We start from the raw sequence: 19,599 nt of genomic DNA, 5'->3' as shown, positions 1-19,599 counted from the left end.
AGCGCCGATGAAGCTTCTGCGGCTATGGCCGCAGCGTCTGGTCGGCCAGGTCACCCTGGTGCTGATGCTGGCCGTGGCCCTGGAATTCGTCGGCAGCTCGATCCTGTTCGAGAACAGTCGCCTCTATCCCAATCGCGACAACCAGTTGCGCCGCGCCGCCGAGCAGCTGGTCACGGCAGAGACCTTGCTGGACTCGACCTCTGCCCAGGACCGCAAGACCCAGGCGGTGATGATCTCATCGCGCGCGACAGAGCTGACCTGGTCGCCCCTGCCCGTCCTCGTCGACCGAAACCGGACGACCGAGCACGAGCTCAAAGAGCGTTTCCGCGACGCCGAACCCAGCCTGCGGGGCCGCGAGCTGCGCCTGAACGCCGACATCGACCGCGCCCTGCCGCGCGACACGCGCGTGAAAGTGGCGCTGCAACTGCGCGACGGCTCGTGGCTGACCCTCAAGACCAAGATCCGCGCCGCGCCCTGGGCCGTGCTGCTCAGCAGCGTCGGTTCGGCCTTCATCCTGGGCCTGGGGGTCATCGCCGCCGCAGCCCTGGTGCTACGCAATCTCAGCCGCCCCCTCCGCGCCCTGGCCGAGGCCGCCGACAAGGTCGGCAAGGGCGCGCAGGTCCGCATCGCCGAGAGCGGCGCTGGCGACCTCAAGCTGGTGGCCAAGGCGTTCAACGCCATGCAGGATCGCATTTCCGGATTGTTGCGCGCCCGCACCGAGGCGCTGGCGGCCGTCGGCCATGACCTGAGAACGCCATTGGCCCGCCTGCGCCTGCGGGCCGGCTTCGTCAAGGACGCCGAGGCCCGCGAGGCCCTGGAGGCCGACGTCGACGAGATGACGGCCATGCTCGACTCGCTGCTGGCCTATCTGGGCGGCCAGGAGGATCCCGAACCCCGCCGCCGCACGGACCTTGCCGCGATCGCCATGACCGTGGTCGACGACGCCACCGACGCCGAGCACGCCGCGACCTATGCCGGCCTCGACCACCTGCCGGTCCAGGTCCGCCCCGTGTCCCTGAAGCGGGCGATCAGCAATGTGGTCGAGAACGCGCTGCACTACGGCGGCGACGCGACCCTGACCCTCGCCCGCGAAGGCCGCACGGCCGTGTTGGCCATCGAGGACAACGGCCCCGGCATTCCCGAGACCGAATTGGCCGAGGTGCTGCAGCCCTTCCACCGGCTGGACAGCGCTAGGGCCCGCAACACCGCGGGCCTCGGCCTAGGCCTGACCATCGTCCAACAGATCATGCAGCGCGAAGGCGGCGCCCTGGTGTTGAAGAACCGCCCGCAAGGCGGCCTGCGCGTGGAGCTGAGGCTGCCGGCGCTCTGACCGAGCCGACACGCTTTGTCACAAAGCCGCTGCATCGCAGCAAAACCAGAAACCGACCTTCCAAGGTGCGTCAGGCCCTCACCCGCCGAAACGCCCGCCGCGACGTTCGTCTCCCCTTTTCCTGGCGTCGCGGCGGCCATCCTCATGGAGGTCCCTTTGGAACAGTTTCTCGAACGCGCCGCGCTGTTCCGCGGCCAAGTCTTCCCCGCCCAGAGCGCCCTCTACGAACGCCTCGCCAGCCACGGCCAGAGCCCCAAGGCGTTGATGATCTCGTGCGCCGACAGCCGCGTCGTCCCCGAGCTCATCACCCAGGCCAACCCCGGCGACCTGTTCGTCTGCCGCAACGCCGGCAACATCGTGCCGCCGTTCAGCCAAGCCAACGGCGGCGTGTCGTCGGCCGTGGAGTACGCAGTGATGGCGCTGGGCGTGCGCGACATCGTCGTCTGCGGCCACTCGGACTGCGGGGCCATGAAGGCCTTCTCGCATCCCGAGGCGCTGGAGAAGATGCCCAACGTCGCCGCCTGGCTGCGCCACGCCCACGCCGCCCACAGCGTGGTGTGCTCGTGCTACGGACACCTCGACGACCACGGCCGCACCCGCGCCCTGTCGCTGGAAAACGTGGTGGTCCAGATCAATCATCTGCGCACCCACCCGTCGGTGGCGTCGGCCATGGCCCGGGGCGAACTGACCCTGCACGGCTGGTTCTTCGAGATCGAGACCGGCCAGATCCAGGCCTATAACGGCGACACCGGCCAGTTCGAGCAGGTCTACGAAGGCGCGCCGCTGCCGGTCGCCCAGCGTCCGGCCCGCCGCATGGTCGCCGCCGATCACCTGGGCATCGCCGCCGAATGACCCAGGCCGCCGCTTCCACCGCCCCCGGCGAAAAGCCGGGGTTCTCGACGATCCTGCCGCGCGACTTCATCGCCTCGATCGTCGTCTTCCTCGTGGCGATGCCCCTCTGCATGGGCATCGCCGTCGCCTCCGGCGTGCCGGCCGAACGCGGCCTGGTCACCGGCATCATCGGCGGCGTCATCGTCGGCGCCCTGGCCGGTTCGCCCCTGCAGGTCAGCGGCCCCGCCGCCGGCCTGGCGGTCATCGTCTTCGAGATCGTCGCCAAGCACGGCCTGTCCATGCTGGGCCCGATCCTGGTCGTCGCCGGCCTGATCCAACTGATCGCCGGCGCCGCCAAGCTGGGCAACTGGTTCCGCGCCATCTCGCCGGCCGTCGTGCACGGCATGCTGGCCGGCATCGGCGTGCTGATCGTGGCGGGCCAGTTCCACGTCCTGTTCGGTGACTCGCCCAAGGCCCACGGCCTTCAGAACCTGGCCGCCATCCCCGGCGCCCTGGCTGGCGTGCAGTTCGCGACCCTCACCCAGGTCGAGGCCGCCCTGGCCGTCGGCGTGGTCACGATCGGCTCGATCCTGCTGTGGGAGAAGTTCCGTCCCAAGGCCTTGAAACTGGTCCCCGGGGCGCTCTTGGGGGTTGTCGCCGGCACCGTCTTGGCCACCGTCCTGGCGCTGGACGTCAAGAAGATCGTGGTGCCGGAATCGATCACCGCCGCCATCGCCATCCCCGGTGTCGCCGACTTCGCGCGGATGTCGGATCCGATGCTGCTGGTGACCGCCATCGCGGTGGCCTTCATCGCCTCGGCCGAGACCCTGCTGTCGGCGGCCGCCGTCGACCGCATGCATGACGGCGAGCGCACCAAGTACAACAAGGAGCTTGGCGCCCAGGGCGTCGGCAACATGCTGTGCGGCCTGGTCGGCGCCCTGCCGATGACCGGCGTGATCGTGCGCAGCTCGGCCAACGTCCAGGCCGGCGCCATGAGCCGCATGTCGGCGATCCTGCATGGCGTCTGGATCCTGGGCTTCGTGGCCCTGCTGCCCTGGCTGCTGCGCATGGTGCCCAGCGCGGCCCTGGCCGGCGTCCTGGTCGTCACGGGCTGGAAGCTGGTCAGCCTGCAGCACGTGCGTCACCTGTTCGCCCGCTACGGTCTGCTCCCCGCCCTGATCTGGGGCGCGACCTTCGTGATGGTGGTGGCCACGGACCTTCTGACCGGCGTGCTGGTCGGCATGGCCCTGACGCTGCTGGAGCTGGTCCCCAACCTCAAGAAGATGCGCCTCAACGTGTTCCAGCGCGAGCTGGGCCCCGACGAGAGCGAGATCCGCCTGGAAGGCGCGGCCACGTTCGTCCAGCTGCCCAAGATCGCCAAGGTCCTGGACAGCGCGCCGAACAACGGTCGCGTGACCCTGGACACCCGCGGCCTGACCAGCCTGGACCACACCGTCGCCGAGGCGCTCAGCGATTGGCTGAAGGGCAAGGCCAGGGCCGGGGTCGAGGTCGAGCTGCCCCCGTCCTGCGCCTTCGGCGATCGCCTCCGAGCCGCCGGCGCGCACTGATCCCACCGCCACTGCCCAGGAACGCCCCTTCCCCGGCCGTTCCTGGGCGCCTTTTTTCCGACCCCACCGAGAAACCCGATGAACAAGGCTCAGGAACGCGCCGCCGAGATCGCCGCCCAGGTTTTGAGCGCCTATCTCAGCAACAACACGGTCTCGTCCGATGACCTGCCCGCCCTCGCCGCTCGCACCTACGCCGCGCTAGAGGCGGTTTTCGCGGGCCCGGCCGCCACGCCGACGCCGGTCTCCGCGCCGACGGCCGCCGAGATCGCCGCCAGCGTCACGCCCGACGCCATCATCAGCTTCGAGAACGGCCGCCGCTATCGCTCGCTGCGCCGGCACCTGAACCAACTGGGCCTCACCGACGACCAATACCGCGCCAAGTGGGGCCTGCCCGTCGACTATCCCCTGGTCGCCCAGAGCTTCTCGGACCTGCGCTCAAGCGCCGCCCGCGCCCAGCGTTTCGGCGGCGTCTCGGTCGCGGCCGAGTAGACGCGCAAAAAGAAAGCCCGGGCGAAACCGTCCGGGCTCGAGAAGTTAGGGAGGAAACGCCCAGGAAGGGCAGAGGCCATCCGGCCTCACGACGGGCTATCTATGATCGTACAAATCGCGTTCAAGGGGTCCGGCGAGAAAAACTTCCCTTTTGGCGCGCTTGGCTTGCTCCGGGCCTGTGGTATGAGCCCGACGACGGTTGAGGGCGTGCGCCCGAAGCGAGCGCCGAGTTTCATGTCCGATCCCAACGATCCGAAAGACACCGCCCCAGAAACACCGGCGGAACCCAAGCCTCGCAAGCCGCGCGCCAGGGCGGCGATGACGGACGCCGCCGGCCTGCCGGAAACGACGCCGGAACCCGAGACCCTGCCGGAAGACGCCCCGCCCGAACCCGCCGAGACCGACCTGCCCGAGGCCGTCGAGACCGTCCCGGAAGCCGCCCTCTCGCCGGCCGAGCCCGAGCGGCCGAAAAAGCCGCCGATCTGGAAGCGGCCGGCCTGGCTGATCGGCGCCGCCGTCGCCGTGGTGCTGGTGATCGTCGCCTTCGCCTCGCTCTTCTGGTCGTTGCCGCTGAGCCGCGCCCTGGAGCCGCTGAACAACTCGGCCATCGTGCTGGTCGCCAACGACGGCTCCCCGATCGCCCGCCGGGGCTCGTACAAGGAGGCCCCGATCGATGTGGCCAAGCTGCCGGCCTATGTGCCCGGCGCCTTCGTCGCGATCGAGGACCGCCGCTTCTACAGCCACATGGGCGTCGACCCCAAGGCGATCGCCCGGGCTCTGGGCAAGAACGCCCAGGCCGGCGGCGTCTCGGAAGGTGGCTCCACCATCACCCAACAGCTGGCCAAGAACGCCTTCCTCAGCAGCGACCGCAATCTGCGCCGCAAGGCGCAGGAGGCGATGATCGCGGTCTATCTGGAAGCCCGGCTGACCAAGACCGAGATCCTGTCGCGCTACCTGTCGTCGGTCTATTTCGGCGACGGCGCCTTCGGCCTGCGCGCCGCGGCCCGGCACTATTTCGGCAAGCAGCCCGAACAGCTGTCGATCGGCGAGGCCGCCATGCTGGCCGGTCTGGTCAAGGCGCCCTCGCGCCTGGCCCCGACCAGCAACATCGACGGCGCCCGCGAGCGCATGCGCGTGGTGCTGGGCGCCATGGTCGAGACCAAGACCATCACCCAGGCCCAGGCCGACGCCGTCGGCGACGTCTCGGCGATCGAAAATCCCGACAAGCTGCCCACCGGCTCGTACTTCGCCGACTGGGCCCTGCCCCAGGCCCGCGCCTCCATCGGGGCCCGTTACGGCGAGACCATCGTCAAGACGACGCTGGATCCCGAGATGCAGGAAAAGGCCGAGCGGATCCTCAACGACTTCATCGAACGCGACGGCAAGGTCCTGAACATCACCCAGGGCGCCCTGGTGGCCATGCGCAAGGACGGCAGCGTCGTCGCCATGGTCGGCGGCCGCGACTACAAGACCAGCCAGTTCAACCGCGCCGACGGCGAACGCCAGCCGGGGTCGTCGTTCAAGCTGTTCGTCTATCTGGCGGCCCTGCAGTCGGGCATGACCACCACCAGCCCGATCCTCGACACGCCCGTGCAGGTCAGCGGCTACACGCCCAAGAACCACGAGGGCAAGTATCGCGACCGCGAGATCCCGCTGATCAGCGCCTTCGCCGCCTCGTCGAACGTAGCGGCCGTGCGCCTGGCCCACGACCTGGGGCCCGCCAAGGTGATCAAGGTCGCCCGTCAGCTGGGCGTCACCGAGAAGATCCCCGACGACCTGACCATGGCGCTGGGCACCGGCTCGATGAGCCTGACCCGCCTGACGGCGGCCTACGCCTCGATCGCGGCCGGGGAATACCCGATCACGCCGCACGCTCTGGACAGCTTCCAGAAGCCCAAGACCACCGCCTACGACCCCAAGGTCCTGGCCGGCATGCGCGACCTGCTGCGCTCGGCCACCCATCGCGGCACGGGCCTGGAGGCGGCCATTCAGGGCGCTTACGGCAAGACCGGCACTACCCAGGACTATCACGACGCCCTGTTCGTCGGTTACGTTGACGACCTGGTGGTGGGCGTCTGGGTCGGCAACGACGACAACAGCTCGATGAACGGCGTGGTCGGCGGCGGCGAACCCGCCAAGATCTGGAAGGCCTTCATGCTGGCCGCCCTGAACCGCCAGGTCGCCCCGGTGATCGAGGAGGATCCGCTGGACGACCTGGGCCTGCCGCTGGAAGGCGAGATCGGCCCCGACGGCCTGCCCGTGGCTCCGCTGACGCCGGCGCCCGCGCCGACCGAACCGCCCGCCCCGAACAGCGGCGTACCGCAGGCCCCGCCGCCGCCAGAGCCTCGCCCCTAGGCCTCAGCCGCCCGGAAGCAGCCACAGCGCGCTGGAGACGCAGATCTGGATCAGCAGCGCCGCGCCCAGCCACCAGACGAGGGCGCGCGCGTCGGTCCGGATCCAGCCGATGGGCTGGAAGGGAATGTCGGTTCGCGGCAAGGGCCTGAACCCCGTGGGGATCTGACGGCGACCGCGCAGATGCGCATCGACAAGGCTCCAGCAGGCCTTCAGCAGCAGCGCGTCGCCATGGGCGTTGTCGGGCCGCGCGGCGTCGGCGCGCAGCCGCTCGATCTGTCCGTCCAGGCCGCTCGCCGCCTGGCCCGCGTCATGACGGTCTAGGATGTCGCCCATTTCGATCAGGTCCAGATCGAGCGCGCCCGTCTGCAGCGGTTGCAGGGTCTCGTCCTCGAGATGGCGCGCGACGACCACCCGGCAGCGCCTGAAGAGCTGGCCGATCAGCAGCACGGCGGCCAGGGCCGGACTGGTCGGCGTCCACGTTCCGGGGCGCGAGGGCTCGGCGTTCCACGTCACGGTGACCATCAGCTTCACGGCCCCGAGGATGTCGACCACGCAGTATTCGACGACCCTGGTCCCGCGTCCCTCGGCGACCATGCGCGAGGCGAAGAAGACCGGTGGCGGCGCGAGGCCGACCGTCCGGTGCTCGGCGAGCCGCGTGACGGTGGCGGGGCCCGCGTGGTCCTGGCGACGGGCGCGGGGTTCGGAATCCCGGATGGACGACAGCGGTCGGACGTTCGTGTCCGCGCTGAATTCGGTCCCCATGACGTTCCCCGTGTATCGGCCCTGCTCGAACAGGCGAGCCAGAGGAAGGAGCGCCGTACTGGTTCGACGCCCCTTCCCCTTGTTACGCCCCACCTGCGTGAGCCCTCCGCGAACCGTTGCTCTTCGGTCCGCGACACGGTCTAGTTGCCGCGAGCGGGACGGCGGAGCAATGTCGGGCCTGTCGCAAGATGTGATGACGCCGACCCTGGCAAGGTCTGCGATGCCTTTCGGCGCAAGGGTTTCGTCGGGGGACGGGGAAGTGAAATGAGCAGCGAGGCCGCGTCGTCGACGCCGCTGAAGGTGGTCTTGGTCGAGGACGACGCCGCGTTCCAGGAGGCCTTCCGGACCGCCCTGGCCGCCGCGCCGGACCTCCTGATGGTCGGCGTCGCGGCCACGGCCGCCGAGGCGCGGGCCATGCTGGCCGGTCCGCCGGCCGACGTGCTGGTGGTGGACCTGGGCCTGCCCGACGGCTCGGGCATCGAGATCATCGGCGAGGCCAACGCCCGCTGGCCGGGCTGCGCGATCATGGTCGCCACCACCTTCGCCGACGAGCGGCACGTGATCGCCTCGATCGAGGCCGGGGCCAGTGGCTATCTGCTCAAGGACAGCCCCTTGCCGACCATCGCCCAGGACATCCGCGTCCTGCACGGTGGCGGCAGCCCGATCAGTCCCCGCATCGCCCGCCAGGTGCTGATGCGCTTCCGTCCCGACGAGAAGCCCGCCGTGGACGGCGCCGCCAACGGCGAGGCGATCGACAAGTCCGGCGTTCCCAGCCTCTCCGAGCGCGAGAAGGAGACGCTGCAGCTGATCACCCGCGGCTTCTCGTTCGAGGAAATCGCCGAATTGATGGGCGTGTCGCGCAACACGGTGCTGACCTTCGTGCGGCGCATCTACGCCAAGCTGGAAGTCCGCTCGAAGACCGAGGCCGTGTTCGAGGCGCGCGCCTATGGCCTCCTCTAGGCGCGCCTGGGCCGTCAGGGCGGCCTGGGTCGCGGCGGCGCTGATCACCGTCGTCCTGGCGTTCATCATCCAGGGGCTTGGCGGCGGCGAGCGGATCACGGCCGCGACACGGATCACCTTCGCCACGGTCGGCTACCAGCCGCCGCCGCCGACCAGCGCCGGCGTCCCGGCGGGCGCCAGCGTCCAGCTGCCGTACAGCACCGCGCCGCTGTGGGCGCCCAGCGCCCAGAAGGCGCCCGAGCACATCGCGACCCAGGTCACCTGGTACGCGCTGAAGGTCTCGCCGCTGCCCGACGACGGCCGGCAGCTGTATCTCTACATCCCGCGCTGGAAGTCGGACGGCACGCTCGCGATCTATGCCGACGGCCGAATGGTCTACCAGTCGCACGCCAACCTGCAGTGGAACGGCACCAACCAGCCCTTGTGGATCGCCCTGCCCCGCACGACCGCCTCGCACCCGCCCGCGCGGCTGGACCTGCGGTTGCAGCACGTGCGCGGCATCGGCGGCGCTTTCTCGTCGGTCTGGATCGGCGACTACCTGCAACTGGCCCCGCGCTACTACGTCCGCGACTTCTTCCAGGTGCGCCTGCCGGCCTTCTCGGCCCTGGCGTTCCTGGTCACGGGGGTGTTTGCGCTGTTCGTCTGGTTCAGCCGGCGGGCCGAGCGGATCTACGGCCTTTATTTCCTGACCTCGGCGGCGTGCTTCCTGCGCATGCTGCACACCTTCGTCGGGGTCGAGCCGCTGTTCATCTCCGACGCCTGGTTCGGCTGGATCACCGTCGACTCGACCTTCTGGATGATCCTGACGCTGCACCTGTTCGGCGCCGAGCTGCATCGCGCGCGGCAGCCGCGACTGACCGGCGCGATCCTGATCGTGGGGGGCGGATGGACCATAGCCACCCTGCCGGGCCTGCTGGACCCCACGCTGATCGCCGGACCGATCTACGCCAACATGCTGGTCCTGGGGCTGGTGGTGTCGCTGAACGGCATCCGCGAGGCGCTGAAAGCCCAGTCGCGCCTGGCGCTGATGCTGTCGACCTGGTGCCTGATCACGATCGTGGTCGGGGTCTATGACCTGTCCCTGCAGCAGAACCTGGTCAACATCGAGAGCGTGTACCTGACCAACTTCACCGGCGTCGGGTTCACCCTGCTGTTCTGGTACATCATGCTCAGCCACTACCTCGAGGCGCTGGAGGTGGCGACCCGGGCCAAGGCCGACCTGGCCCAGCGCCTGGCCCAGCGCGAGGCCGAGCTGACCGCCAGCCACGCCAAGCTGCGCGAGGTCGAACGCCGCGAGCTGCTGCACCAGGAGCGCCAGCGGCTGATGCAGGACATGCACGACGGCCTGGGCTCGACCCTGGTCGGCGCCCTGCGGGCCTTCGAGGGCGACCGCGCCGCCGACCTGGACGCCGTCGGCATCCTGCGCGGCTGCATCGACGACCTGAAGCTGACGATCGACTCGATGGAGCCGGTCGAGACCGACCTGGTGCTGCTGCTGGCCACCCTGCGCTTCCGCCTGCAGCCGCGCCTGGAAGCGGCGGGCGTCAAGCTGTCGTGGGACGCCGGCGAGGCCCCGCCCCTGGAGTGGCTGGATCAGCGCCACGCCCTGCACATCCTGCGCATCCTGCAGGAGGCCTTCGCCAATATCCTCAAGCACTCCGGGGCCCGCCAGGTCACCGTCTCGGTCCGCGCCGAGGGCGACCAGGTGCTGGTGCGGGTGCAGGACGACGGCCGAGGCTTCGATCCGACCCTGCCCGCCCGTGGCGGCCGGGGCCTGACCAATCAGCTGCGCCGCGCCGAGGCGATCGGCGGCGCCATCCTGTGGGAGCCGTCGGCGCGCGGCGCGAACCTGGCCCTGGTGCTGCCGATCAGCAAGCCGCGGCGATCCGCTAGCGCGGCGGCGGCGACCGCCTGACCAGCGCCACGTCGCGCTCGCAGGCCTTGGCCGCGCCGTCGACCTTGATCGACCGCGCCCCGTCGCAGGCCAGCCGGACCGCATAGGTCGGCTGGCCCTCGATGCTGGCCTCGCCCCCTTGCTTGACCACGAAGGCCTTGGACAGCGAGTCCAGCTCGACCTTGCCGTCGCGGCGCAGATAGCTGCCGTCGGCCACGAACCAGCGCCGGGGCTTCTGGGCGCTTCCGCCTTCGGGATAGGTCAGGACCAGGATGTAGGCGTCGGTCTCCCAGCCGCCCAGCACGGCGTTGGCGTTGCGATGGCGGATGCGGCCATCGGCCAGCAGGTTGAAATAGACCTCGGTGACCTCACCCTTCTGGTGAATGCGGACCAGCAGGTAGTCCTGGGTCTCGACCCGTTCGATGCGCGGCGCCGGCGTCCCACCGTTGGGCGTCAGGGCGACCACGAACTTGGTGCGGTCGGTCACGCCCGGCGCCTGCAGGCGCAGATAGGGCTGGGCTTCGTCGGGCGCGTGGTCCTTCAGGCCCCGGCCCTCGGCCATGCGCAGCAGCTCGGGATAGTCGGTGAACAGGCCGCCATCCGGCAGGGTCTGCGGGAACAGCGGCCGCACGGCGACCTCGGCGTCGCCGTTCTTGACGGTGATCACCTGCCCCTGGCGCTTGGCCTCGCCCTCGTAGTGCAGCAGCCATTCGAACTGCCCGGGCTCCCAGCCCTTGAGATCGTCGATGACCAGTATGGTGTCGCCGATCCACAGGAAGCTGCGGTACTTGCGCTCGAAGGTCCTGGCGTTCGGCCCCGTGGCGTCGGCCCACACGAACCGCAGGTCGCCGGCGTCGACCAAGTGGTCCACCCGCCCGACGAAGTGCGAGCCGTTGTAGGTGTTCGAAGCGGGCTCGGCCTGGCCGTTCAGGGTGACGACGTTGTGGGCCACGCTCTGGCGGTAGTAGCCGTCGTATTCCGGCCGGGCGTAGCTGCTGTTGCCGGAGTCGATCAGCAACTGCTTGCCCTTGTGCCAAAGGATGAAGCTGCCCGCGTCGGCGTGGTTGTGGTTCCAGGTGAAGCCCGAGCGCAGCGCCAGGAAGGTGGCGTTCGGGGCCCAGGACGAGCGCAGGGTCGCCGCGCCGAGGTCCTTGTCGATCCAGCTGATCGGGAGGCCGGGCCCCTTCCCGACGCCCGCCCGCGCTTTGGCCGACGGCCACTGCACCAGGTTCTCTGGCTCGGCGAAGACGTCCTGGTTGGGATTGGTCCGGACGGTGTCGAGGTACCAGAGGTTACGCGCCGGCTGCTCGCCGTCCGCCCACAGCTGGGCAATGGCGCTGGCCCCGCTGGCGGTGGGATTACCGTCGCCGAAATTGGTCGACAGCGCCCCCGTCTCGGTCGGGTAGAGGTTCTGGATGAAGTAGTCGGCAAGGCCCGCCAGGCGCGGCGTCGCGGCCGGCTTTTCCTTGAAGGCGTCCAGCCAGGCGCGGCGGAAGCGCAGATAGCCCTCGGCCGCGAAATCGGCGTAGTTGATGCTCTCGACGAAGGCCCCGTTGGCGGCGAAGTGCTGGGGCTTGGTCTCGATGGCGCTGCCGTCGTAGTTGGCCCATTCCTCGGCCGCCTCGTCGATCCGGCGCACCCAGGCGTCGGCCTGGGGAACGTCGGTCTTGACCGCGATGGCCGCTACGCCGGCTCCGAACACGATGTGGCTGAACCAGTTGTGGCCCATGGTGTCCAGGCTGTGGATCCGCTGCTCGCCGTCGACCCAGTCGTTCAGGATCGGCTTGATCGCGCCCTTGACCAGCCCCTGAGCCAGGCGGTCGCGCTCGGCCGGGGTCAGGGCGTCGTGGATGGCGTCGTAGGTCAGGCCGAAGACGTAGGCGCTGGTCCCCATGCCGAGATCCGAGTTCCAGACCGGCGAGCGGGCCAGCAGCGGCTTGTCGGTCACCCAGTTGGCGCGCCCCGCATAGATGTCCAGCAGCGCCTTGGCCCGGTCGGCGTACTTGCGCTCGCCGGTCATGCGGTAGGTCAGCGCCAGGCGCATTAGGGCCGCGTTCAGCTCGCGGTCGTTGGCGGGCTTTTTCACGAGCACCGCATCGGCCTCGGCGCGCGTCTTGGTCCAGGCGTCGCGGGCCTTGGGATCCTCGGCCACCCGCTGCTTGAACTGAGCGACGTGCCGGTCGCTGAAGGTCAGGTAGGGATGCCCCCCGCGCAGGGTCTGGGCTTGAGCCGCGCCGCCCAGCAGGACGGCGGCCATCAGGGCGAGGCAGGAAACCTTGGCGAGGCTCTTCACGCGTCTTCTCCGAACTCTTCTTCAGGCCAAGGCCAGGTTGACGGCGATCGACCGGCGCACGCCGGGGCTCTTGAACGGGTAGACGCAGTGCAGCATCCACGACGGCCACAGGTAGAAGTCCCCGACCACGGGCTTGACCGTGAACAGGTTCTTGACCCCCACGGCGCTGCGGCTGTCGATGAACTGCAGGCAGCCGGCGGTGTTCTGGCGGGCCTTGTCGGCCCGGAATTCCCGCTCGTAACCCTCTGGTATTCTTAGAAAACCAACGCTGCTGTAGAGGCAGCCCTGGTGGAAGTGGGCCGGGTTGTAGTCGCCGGCGACCATGTCGTTCACCCAGCCTTCCTTGATCTCGATGCGCAGCGTCTTGTCGGCCAGCTCCTCGGTCCGCTGGTAGTCGCTGAAGTGCATCAAGGCGTTCTCGCAGCGATAGCTGTAGGTCCGCGCCACGTCGTAGAGGAAGTCGGTCAGGTCCGGCATTTCACCGATCACGTCGGTGAAGCGGATCTCGGTGCTGACCGCGCCGGCCAGGTGACTGGACCAGTCGCGGGCCGCGACCTCGTCCTGACGGGCCACGATGGCGTCGGCCCGCGCGTTGAGGGCCTCGACCACCGCGGGCGGCATGGTCGCCTTGATGATCGTCGGACTGAAGGGCGCGACGAGCCGCAGATCATGATCGTTGCTCATCGCCGCCCCCTTCCCGCGCTCTAGAACTCCTTGCGGACGGTCAGCCAGACCGAACGCGGGGCGTTGCGCTTGAGCAGGTAGCCCGACTCCGGCAGCTGGGCGACGATGTCGTAGACTTGGACGTTGGTCGGCAGGTTGCTGCTGATCATCGGATCGTAGGCCGAGATGTACTGCTTGTTCAGGACGTTGCGGACATCCAGGGTGATCTGGGTCTTCGAGAAGCCCGAGTACTGGCCCGAGATGTCCAGGTTGTCCTGCTTGGGCAGATAGCGCTTATCGAGGGCGTTGCTGTTCAGCTTGCGCACGTCCATCCAGCGGTGACGGGCGTTGAAGCGGAAGTTCCCCCAGCGGTAGGACAGCGTGTTGCTGATGGTCCACTGCGGCGAGCGGGCCAGGATGCCGGCGTCGACGCGCAACACGTCATCGTCCGCGCCCAGGCCGTTCGCGCCGGTGTTCAGCCAGGTGTAGGCCTCGGTCGTCTTGCCGTTCAGGTAGGTGACCGACGGGCTCCATTCCAGGTCCTTGGTGACCCGCCACTTGGCCCAGGCCTCGACGCCGCGCGTGAAGTACTTGTTGAAGTTCTCGGGCAGCAGGTAGGTCGAGACGTTGTCCTTGTCGACCGCCGTCGGGTAATCGTTCACGGCGAAGTTCTGGTAGAAGTAGGTGATCTGGCCGTTGAACTTGCGATCGCCGAACGTATAGGCCAGCTCGTGGCCTTTGATGAAGGCGGTCGGGCCCAGCGGGCGCACCAGGGTCGCCGCGGTCGAGTAGCGGTTGATCACGCCGGCCGCCGGCTGCTTGGCGTCGGTCCAGCGGTAATAGACCTTGTGCTTGTCGCTGAAATTGTAGCCGACGGCGACACTGTAATCGAGTTTGTTCACGTGCTTGTCGGCCGTGATCACCTTGGCCGCGGTCTTGGTCATGTAGACGTTGTCGTAGACGGTCAGCGGATCGCCATCCAGGCCGCCATTGGTCAACGAGGCCGCGCCGGCATTGCGGGTGTCCCAGGTCTCCGAATAGGTCTTGGCGTCGAAGCGCTGGTACTTGGCGCTGCCGTTGAAGTCCCATTTGCCTGGCGACCAGCTGGCCCCGACATAGGGCGAGATCTCGCGGATCTTGGCCCGCTGCGAGACGGTGGTGAACAGGCCCGAACCGTACGAGCCCCAGCCGCCGGCGTCGGTCAGCTGATAGCTCGTCCCAGTGCTGGTCACGTACTTGACGTCCAGGTTCTGGACCTGGCCGTCGGCCCAGGCGGAGACGCCCAGGCCGTTGGCCCAGTTGTCGTTCTTCTGGCTGGAGCGCGAAACGTAGAGGCCGGCGTTGAAGCTGTAGTTCGCGCCGCGATAGGTGGCCGTGAAGTTGCCCATGTAGTCGTCGGAGGCGCGGTAGTTGTCCTCGGCGCGGGTCAGCAGGATCAGGTCCTTCGAGGCGGAGTCGACCGGGACCGTGCCGGAGTTGTAGGTCCCGTCCGCGCTGGGGATGGTGGCCGTGACCACGCCGCCGCGCATGTCGATGTCGCGGTTGGGCAGGGTGTTGGAGACGATGCACAGGCCGGCGGCCTGGAAGGTCGTCGCCGTCACCTTCGGGCAGGCCGCGCCAGTGCGGTAGTTGGCGCCCAGCTGCGAGCCGTTGATGTTGTTGGCCACGCTGGCGACCATCTGGCCGGCGGCGTTGTAGAACTGGTAGTAGCCCGGCGTGCGGTCCAGGTTGTTGATATTCAGGCCGAAGCGCTCGCGCGTCGCCGCCGCCGAGGCCAGCGAGGCCAGGCCCTGCGGCTTGTAGGACTGGCCGCGATAGGTCGACTTCTGGATGCGCGCCGCGCCGGTGAAGCTCCAGGGCCCGTCGGTGTCGTGGCGCCAGCTCAGCGAGACGGCGTCCTGCTTGTAGCGATAGCCGTCCGACGGATCGAGCGTGTGCGTGCCGTCCTTGAAGTAGTTCGGCACGGTCTGCTTGCCGCCGTTCATGAACAGGTTCACGTCGCGGCCGAAGCCGGGGATCTCCTGCGGATTCTCGTAGCCGTAGGTCGGCTGCTGGAACGTGGTCAGTTCGGCGTTGGTGTCGTCCAGATGCTTGAGGACGACATTGAACGAGCCGGAGCCGTTGGCGCCGGTGTAGTCCTTGTACAGGTTCACCTTGAACTGGCCGCCGTGGTTCAGGTCCCAGCCCGGCTTCACCTGGCCGTTGGACCGGCGGTAGAAGCCGCTGAGACCGACGCCGAAGTCGCCCGCCTTGTTGACCCAGCCATAGGCGCCATCGACCTGCTTCCACGACAGGTGCAGGTCGTCGCCCTCGAAACCGATCCGGGTCTGGATGACGCCGCCCGGCCTCACCGGACCGGTGATGTAGTTGAAGGTCGCGCCCACCGAGGTGGTCACGCCGGTGGCCGACGAACCGCCGCGCACCGACTCCACCCGGCTGGTCGAGATATCGGCGCGATAGAAATAGCCGTCCTGGAAGCCGCTGAACTTGAACGGCACGACCGGCAGGCCGTCCTCCAGGATCGTGGACCAGAAGTAGCCCGAGGTGTTCGCGCCGGTGCCGATGGTCATGCCGCGCGTGAAGACCTCGTTGCGGGCGACACCGTCATTGGACTCGACCACCACGCCGGGCATGTCGCGCAGCATGTCGTCGGCGCTGATCGGGGTGAACTTGGACATGTCGTCCTCGGTGATCACCGAGAACGAGACATTGGCCTTCTTGGCGACCGTGCCCGCCATGACGCCGGTGACGATGACCGTGTCGACGGCGGTCGTTTCGGTTTCTGCCGGGGCAGTCGCCGCCGGAGCCGTCTGGGCGTGCGCGGCGGTCGCCGTCAGCGCGCCGGCGGCCAGGACCAGGGCCATGTGAGAAACTTGCAAAGCGCGGATGCGGCCGCGCCGCGGGCTGTGAGCACCCATCCTAAACCTCCCCTTCGGACTTCGGTCCGGTCTCGACCAGCGTCGAGCCTGCTTGCCGACCGCATTGTCGTTTTGAGCCCTCGAACAAGGTTCGAGCGCCTTGTTGTTATCGATACCAGTCACTTTCAAAATCTGTCAACGAGATTCGCGCCAGTACGATTTTCCCCATGTATTTCAGCGATATACGTGTGATATCGAACTATTTGAAGGTCACGCCGTCGACATTGGGCCCGATCTCGATCACCGCCGGATCGGGGCCCTTCAGCCGTCGCCCGGCGATCGTCACGTTCTCGAACGAGACATTGCGCACCGGCCGGTCGGGGGCGTAGCCCGAGATCGTCGAGGGACTGGCCCAGCCGGCGCCGGTGAAGCTGATGTTTCGGAAATGGACGCCGTCGACCAGCAGGCCGGGGCTCGTGCCGTACTTGGCGTTGAACACGGTCCGCACGTTGAACAGCTTGCCCTCCTCGATCTGCTCGACCCGCACGCCGTCGAAGACGATGTTCCGCACCGTGTTGCTGTCGCCGGCGCTGATCGCCAGGACGCCCTGGTACTCGGGATCGTCCTCGTCCAGACCCAGGACGTCGATGTCCTCGAAGCGGATGTCCTCGACCAGGTTGCGCTTGTCGGTGTCGCCATGCAGGCCGATGAACACGGCATGGGCCACGTCCGGCCAGAACACCGACTGGCGCACCCACACCGCGCGCGTGTCGCCAGTCCCGGACTTGCGGGTGGCGTAGATCGCCACGCTGTCGTCCGAGGTACGGATGAAGGCCCGTTCGACGGTGACGTCCTGGCAGGCGAAGACGTTGATCCCGTCCGACCAGGCCCCGTTGCTCAGCGTCTTGATGTCCCGGAACTTCACCTGGCTGGACGAGGCGCAGGCGATCGTGCCGTGCTTGGGCGTCAGGAAGGTCAGCCCCTCGACCAGCACGTTCCGCGAGTCCTGGACGACCAGCTGGTCGGCTGGTCGGTCAATGATGCCCCGGCCGATGATGCGAACATTCTCGACCTTCTCGGGCTTGAACAGGCCCTGCAGGATGGCGCCGGGCGCCAGCCAGATCGTCTGGCCCGAGGCGACCGGGAAGTACTGCTCGCCGGCCGGCGGCTTGTGCAGGCCGGCCTCGTAGATCACCACGTCGGGGCCCGGCGCGGGCCGGGGGATCGGCGCGCCGGCGAAGATGTGCAGGTTGTGCAGCCGGTCGCCGTCGAACTCGACCGACAGGTTCTGTGGCTTGTCGAGGATGAAGGTGACGATGTCATCGCGGACCGTGGGCTTGATCGCGTTGTGGGCGGGACGGACCTCGACACGGTGGAAGTCGCCGTTGTTCTTGCGGACGCCGATCTCGACCGGCCCCTCGAAGTCGAACTGCACGACCGAGGCGTTGCTGGGGCCGTCGGCGTCGATCTTGACGTCATACTCGAAGAGGTCGCGCCAGGGCCCGCCCGGCTGGCGCACCCGCACCGTGAAGGTGTCGTTGTGCATGGCGTATTGCAGCACGCCCGGCGGGGTCGGATAGACGTCCAACGTCCCGGCCGACGCCTCATGGGCGCCGCCCAAGGCCAAGGCGAGAGCCAGGCTCGGCCATAGCGTTCTTGGCGTGACATGGCCCATCGGCGGCTTCCTCCAACCGGGCGCGACGCGTCGCCGATCGCCCTTCCCCGCCCGGTTCGCCGCCCCCTGTGAGAGGCGCCCCCGGATCTCGAACCTTATATTTGATATCGATATCAAATCTTAAAGGCAAGACCCCGCCATGGAACGCGATAGGGTCTAATTGATGAGCTGCGCTCATCAGGTCATGAAACAAACGCCCCCTAATCGACCCCCACGCTCGCCGCCTACCCTGTTGGCCGATGCGCGCGGCGCAACCACCGGAACGCTAGGCCGCTTAATAGCCGGCGCGAAGCCGGAGGACGAAGAGGATGGCATGGCCGACCAACAACACCTCAGTCTGTCGAGGCGCGATCTGATGGCCGCCGGCGCGGCGTCGGCGGCGGTCGCCAGCGCGCCCAGTCCGGCCGGCGCCGTCCCGACCGATGCGCCGCACCTGGCGCGGGTGGCCTTCACCGTGAACGGCCAGAAACGCAGCCTGGAGCTCGACACCCGCACCACCCTGCTGGACGCCCTGCGCGAGCACCTGAAGCTGACCGGCGTCAAGAAGGGCTGCGACCACGGCCAGTGCGGCGCCTGCACGGTCATCGTCGACGGCCGGCGGATCAATTCGTGCCTGACCCTGGCGGTGATGCACGAGGGCGACGCGGTCACCACGATCGAGGGCCTGGGCACGCCGGACAGGCTGCACCCGCTGCAGGCCGCCTTCGTCAAGCACGACGGCTATCAGTGCGGCTACTGCACGCCGGGCCAGATCTGCTCGGCCAAGGCGGTCCTGGAAGAGATCAAGGCCGGCGTCCCCAGCCACGTCACCGCCGACCTGACCGACGATCCCAAGCTGACCGAGGCCGAACTCCGGGAGCGGATGAGCGGCAACATCTGTCGCTGCGGAGCCTATTCCAACATCGTCGAGGCGATCGCCGAGGTCGCGGGCGGCCTGGCCAAGGGAGAGCGGGCGAAGGGGAACCGCGCATGAAGGCCTTCGCCTACGAACGCGCCCGCACGCCGGCCGAGGCGGCCGCGGCCGTCGCTCGCGATCCGAACGCCAAGTTCATCGCCGGCGGCACCAACCTGCTCGATTTGATGAAGTTGGAGATCGAGACGCCGCGCCGCCTCGTCGACGTCAACGGCCTGAAGCTGGACCAGATCGCGCCGACCAAGGACGGTGGCCTGCGCATCGGGGCGCTGGTGCGCAACACCGACCTGGCCGCCGACAAGCGGGTGCGCAAGGACTACGGCGTCCTCTCGCGCGCCCTGCTGGCCGGCGCCTCGGGCCAGCTGCGCAACAAGGCCACCACCGCCGGCAACCTGCTGCAACGGACCCGCTGCCCGTACTTCTACGACACCAACATGCCCTGCAATAAGCGCACCCCCGGCGCGGGCTGCTCGGCGATCGGCGGCTTCACCCGCTCGCACGCGGTGCTGGGGACCAGCGAGGCCTGCATCGCCACTCACCCCAGCGACATGGCCGTGGCCATGCGGGTGCTGGACGCCGGCGTCGAGACCGTCCGTCCTGACGGCGCGACGCGGACCATCCCGATCGCCGAGTTCCACCGCCTGCCGGGGAACACCCCGCACCTCGAAACGGCGCTCGCGCCCGGCGAGCTGATCACCGCCGTCACCCTGCCAAAGCCGGTCGGCGGCCGGCACGCCTATCACAAGGTCCGCGACCGGGCCTCGTACGCCTTCGCCCTCGTCTCGGTGGCGACCGTCCTGCACGAGGATGGCTCGGGCCGCGTGGCCCTGGGCGGCGTGGCCCACAAGCCCTGGCGGGTCGAAGCGGCTGAGAGCGCCCTGCCGCGCGGCGCCAAGGCCGTCGCCGAGACCCTGCTGGCCGGCGCCAAGACGACGCCCCAGAACGCCTTCAAGCTGACCCTGGCCGAACGCGCCCTGGGCGCGGCGATGGCAGAGGCGCGGAGCTGAT

General features: G+C 68.6%; 14 protein-coding genes. 9 read left to right on the top strand and 5 right to left on the bottom strand.

Features of this window, described 5'->3' with window-relative positions:
- Positions 1-7 precede the first annotated feature (7 nt).
- The 5 genes from MZV50_RS10620 (at position 8) to MZV50_RS10600 (ending at position 6,573) form a co-directional block, all read left to right on the top strand.
- A complete protein-coding gene (locus MZV50_RS10620; protein ID WP_252634540.1) occupies positions 8-1,330 on the top strand; it encodes an ATP-binding protein in 1,323 nt (440 codons plus the stop codon).
- A 156-nt stretch (positions 1,331-1,486) separates the two neighbouring features.
- On the top strand, positions 1,487-2,182 hold the full coding sequence (locus MZV50_RS10615) for a carbonic anhydrase (protein WP_252634538.1): 696 nt from the start codon (positions 1,487-1,489) through the stop codon (positions 2,180-2,182).
- Complete coding sequence (locus tag MZV50_RS10610; RefSeq protein WP_252634536.1) at positions 2,179-3,729, top strand: SulP family inorganic anion transporter; 1,551 nt, start codon at positions 2,179-2,181, stop codon at positions 3,727-3,729. The genes MZV50_RS10615 and MZV50_RS10610 overlap by 4 nt, the downstream gene beginning before the upstream one ends.
- Before the next feature lie 78 nt (positions 3,730-3,807).
- Entirely contained in the window at positions 3,808-4,218 is a 411-nt protein-coding gene (locus tag MZV50_RS10605) for a MucR family transcriptional regulator (protein WP_252634534.1), read from the top strand.
- Positions 4,219-4,452: 234 nt separating this feature from the next.
- Positions 4,453-6,573 carry a transglycosylase domain-containing protein gene (locus MZV50_RS10600; protein WP_252634532.1) on the top strand — a complete coding sequence of 707 codons (2,121 nt, stop codon included), beginning with the start codon at positions 4,453-4,455 and terminating at the stop codon, positions 6,571-6,573.
- A gap of 3 nt (positions 6,574-6,576) precedes the next feature.
- On the opposite strand, the gene MZV50_RS10595 is transcribed toward MZV50_RS10600, so the two are convergent.
- Positions 6,577-7,335, bottom strand: a complete 759-nt coding sequence (locus MZV50_RS10595) for a hypothetical protein (protein WP_252634530.1) — start codon at positions 7,333-7,335, stop codon at positions 6,577-6,579.
- 264 nt (positions 7,336-7,599) lie between these two features.
- Between MZV50_RS10595 and MZV50_RS10590 the strand changes: the two genes are divergently transcribed.
- Together MZV50_RS10590 and MZV50_RS10585 are read left to right on the top strand one after the other, a co-directional pair.
- On the top strand, positions 7,600-8,295 hold the full coding sequence (locus tag MZV50_RS10590) for a response regulator (RefSeq protein ID WP_252634528.1): 696 nt from the start codon (positions 7,600-7,602) through the stop codon (positions 8,293-8,295).
- Positions 8,282-10,210, top strand: a complete 1,929-nt coding sequence (locus MZV50_RS10585) for a sensor histidine kinase (protein WP_252634526.1) — start codon at positions 8,282-8,284, stop codon at positions 10,208-10,210. The genes MZV50_RS10590 and MZV50_RS10585 overlap by 14 nt, the downstream gene beginning before the upstream one ends.
- Here the strand turns inward: MZV50_RS10585 and MZV50_RS10580 are convergent.
- The 4 genes from MZV50_RS10580 to MZV50_RS10565 form a co-directional block, all read right to left on the bottom strand.
- Entirely contained in the window at positions 10,185-12,482 is a 2,298-nt protein-coding gene (locus MZV50_RS10580) for a heparinase II/III domain-containing protein (protein WP_252634524.1), read from the bottom strand. The two genes, MZV50_RS10585 and MZV50_RS10580, sit on opposite strands and share 26 nt — an antisense overlap.
- Before the next feature lie 21 nt (positions 12,483-12,503).
- Positions 12,504-13,166, bottom strand: coding sequence for a putative 2OG-Fe(II) oxygenase (locus MZV50_RS10575; RefSeq protein WP_252634523.1), 663 nt, complete (start codon positions 13,164-13,166; stop codon positions 12,504-12,506).
- Between the two features lie 20 nt (positions 13,167-13,186).
- On the bottom strand, positions 13,187-16,009 hold the full coding sequence (locus MZV50_RS10570; RefSeq protein WP_252634521.1) for a TonB-dependent receptor plug domain-containing protein: 2,823 nt from the start codon (positions 16,007-16,009) through the stop codon (positions 13,187-13,189).
- A gap of 253 nt (positions 16,010-16,262) precedes the next feature.
- Positions 16,263-17,678, bottom strand: coding sequence for a glycosyl hydrolase family 28 protein (locus MZV50_RS10565; RefSeq protein WP_252634519.1), 1,416 nt, complete (start codon positions 17,676-17,678; stop codon positions 16,263-16,265).
- A 313-nt stretch (positions 17,679-17,991) separates the two neighbouring features.
- Here MZV50_RS10565 and paoA point away from each other — a divergent pair, with 313 nt between their 5' ends.
- Together paoA and MZV50_RS10555 are read left to right on the top strand one after the other, a co-directional pair.
- The gene (gene paoA / locus MZV50_RS10560) at positions 17,992-18,651 is read left to right on the top strand and encodes an aldehyde dehydrogenase iron-sulfur subunit PaoA (protein ID WP_252634517.1); all 660 of its coding nucleotides are present in this window, start codon (positions 17,992-17,994) and stop codon (positions 18,649-18,651) included.
- Positions 18,648-19,598: an FAD binding domain-containing protein gene (locus MZV50_RS10555; RefSeq protein WP_252634516.1), complete on the top strand. Its 951-nt coding sequence runs from the start codon at positions 18,648-18,650 to the stop codon at positions 19,596-19,598. The genes paoA and MZV50_RS10555 overlap by 4 nt, the downstream gene beginning before the upstream one ends.
- Position 19,599: the final 1 nt, after the last annotated feature.

This window comes from Caulobacter segnis, assembly GCF_023935105.1.
GTDB classification, from domain to species: domain Bacteria; phylum Pseudomonadota; class Alphaproteobacteria; order Caulobacterales; family Caulobacteraceae; genus Caulobacter; species Caulobacter segnis_B.
Note: the sequence above shows the minus strand (reverse complement) of the source record. Positions and strands in the feature narration are given on the sequence as shown.

What these genes read in the sequence shown, in the direction of transcription:
- MZV50_RS10620 (WP_252634540.1), top strand. Translation starts at nt 8, where the DNA reads ATGAAGCTTCTGCGGCTATGGCCGCAGCGTCTGGTCGGCCAGGTCACC.
- MZV50_RS10610 (WP_252634536.1), top strand. Translation starts at nt 2,179, where the DNA reads ATGACCCAGGCCGCCGCTTCCACCGCCCCCGGCGAAAAGCCGGGGTTC.
- MZV50_RS10605 (WP_252634534.1), top strand. Translation starts at nt 3,808, where the DNA reads ATGAACAAGGCTCAGGAACGCGCCGCCGAGATCGCCGCCCAGGTTTTG.
- MZV50_RS10600 (WP_252634532.1), top strand. Translation starts at nt 4,453, where the DNA reads ATGTCCGATCCCAACGATCCGAAAGACACCGCCCCAGAAACACCGGCG.
- MZV50_RS10595 (WP_252634530.1), bottom strand. Translation starts at nt 7,335, where the DNA reads ATGGGGACCGAATTCAGCGCGGACACGAACGTCCGACCGCTGTCGTCC.
- MZV50_RS10590 (WP_252634528.1), top strand. Translation starts at nt 7,600, where the DNA reads ATGAGCAGCGAGGCCGCGTCGTCGACGCCGCTGAAGGTGGTCTTGGTC.
- MZV50_RS10585 (WP_252634526.1), top strand. Translation starts at nt 8,282, where the DNA reads ATGGCCTCCTCTAGGCGCGCCTGGGCCGTCAGGGCGGCCTGGGTCGCG.
- MZV50_RS10575 (WP_252634523.1), bottom strand. Translation starts at nt 13,166, where the DNA reads ATGAGCAACGATCATGATCTGCGGCTCGTCGCGCCCTTCAGTCCGACG.
- MZV50_RS10570 (WP_252634521.1), bottom strand. Translation starts at nt 16,009, where the DNA reads ATGGCCCTGGTCCTGGCCGCCGGCGCGCTGACGGCGACCGCCGCGCAC.
- MZV50_RS10565 (WP_252634519.1), bottom strand. Translation starts at nt 17,678, where the DNA reads ATGGGCCATGTCACGCCAAGAACGCTATGGCCGAGCCTGGCTCTCGCC.
- paoA (WP_252634517.1), top strand. Translation starts at nt 17,992, where the DNA reads ATGGCCGACCAACAACACCTCAGTCTGTCGAGGCGCGATCTGATGGCC.
- MZV50_RS10555 (WP_252634516.1), top strand. Translation starts at nt 18,648, where the DNA reads ATGAAGGCCTTCGCCTACGAACGCGCCCGCACGCCGGCCGAGGCGGCC.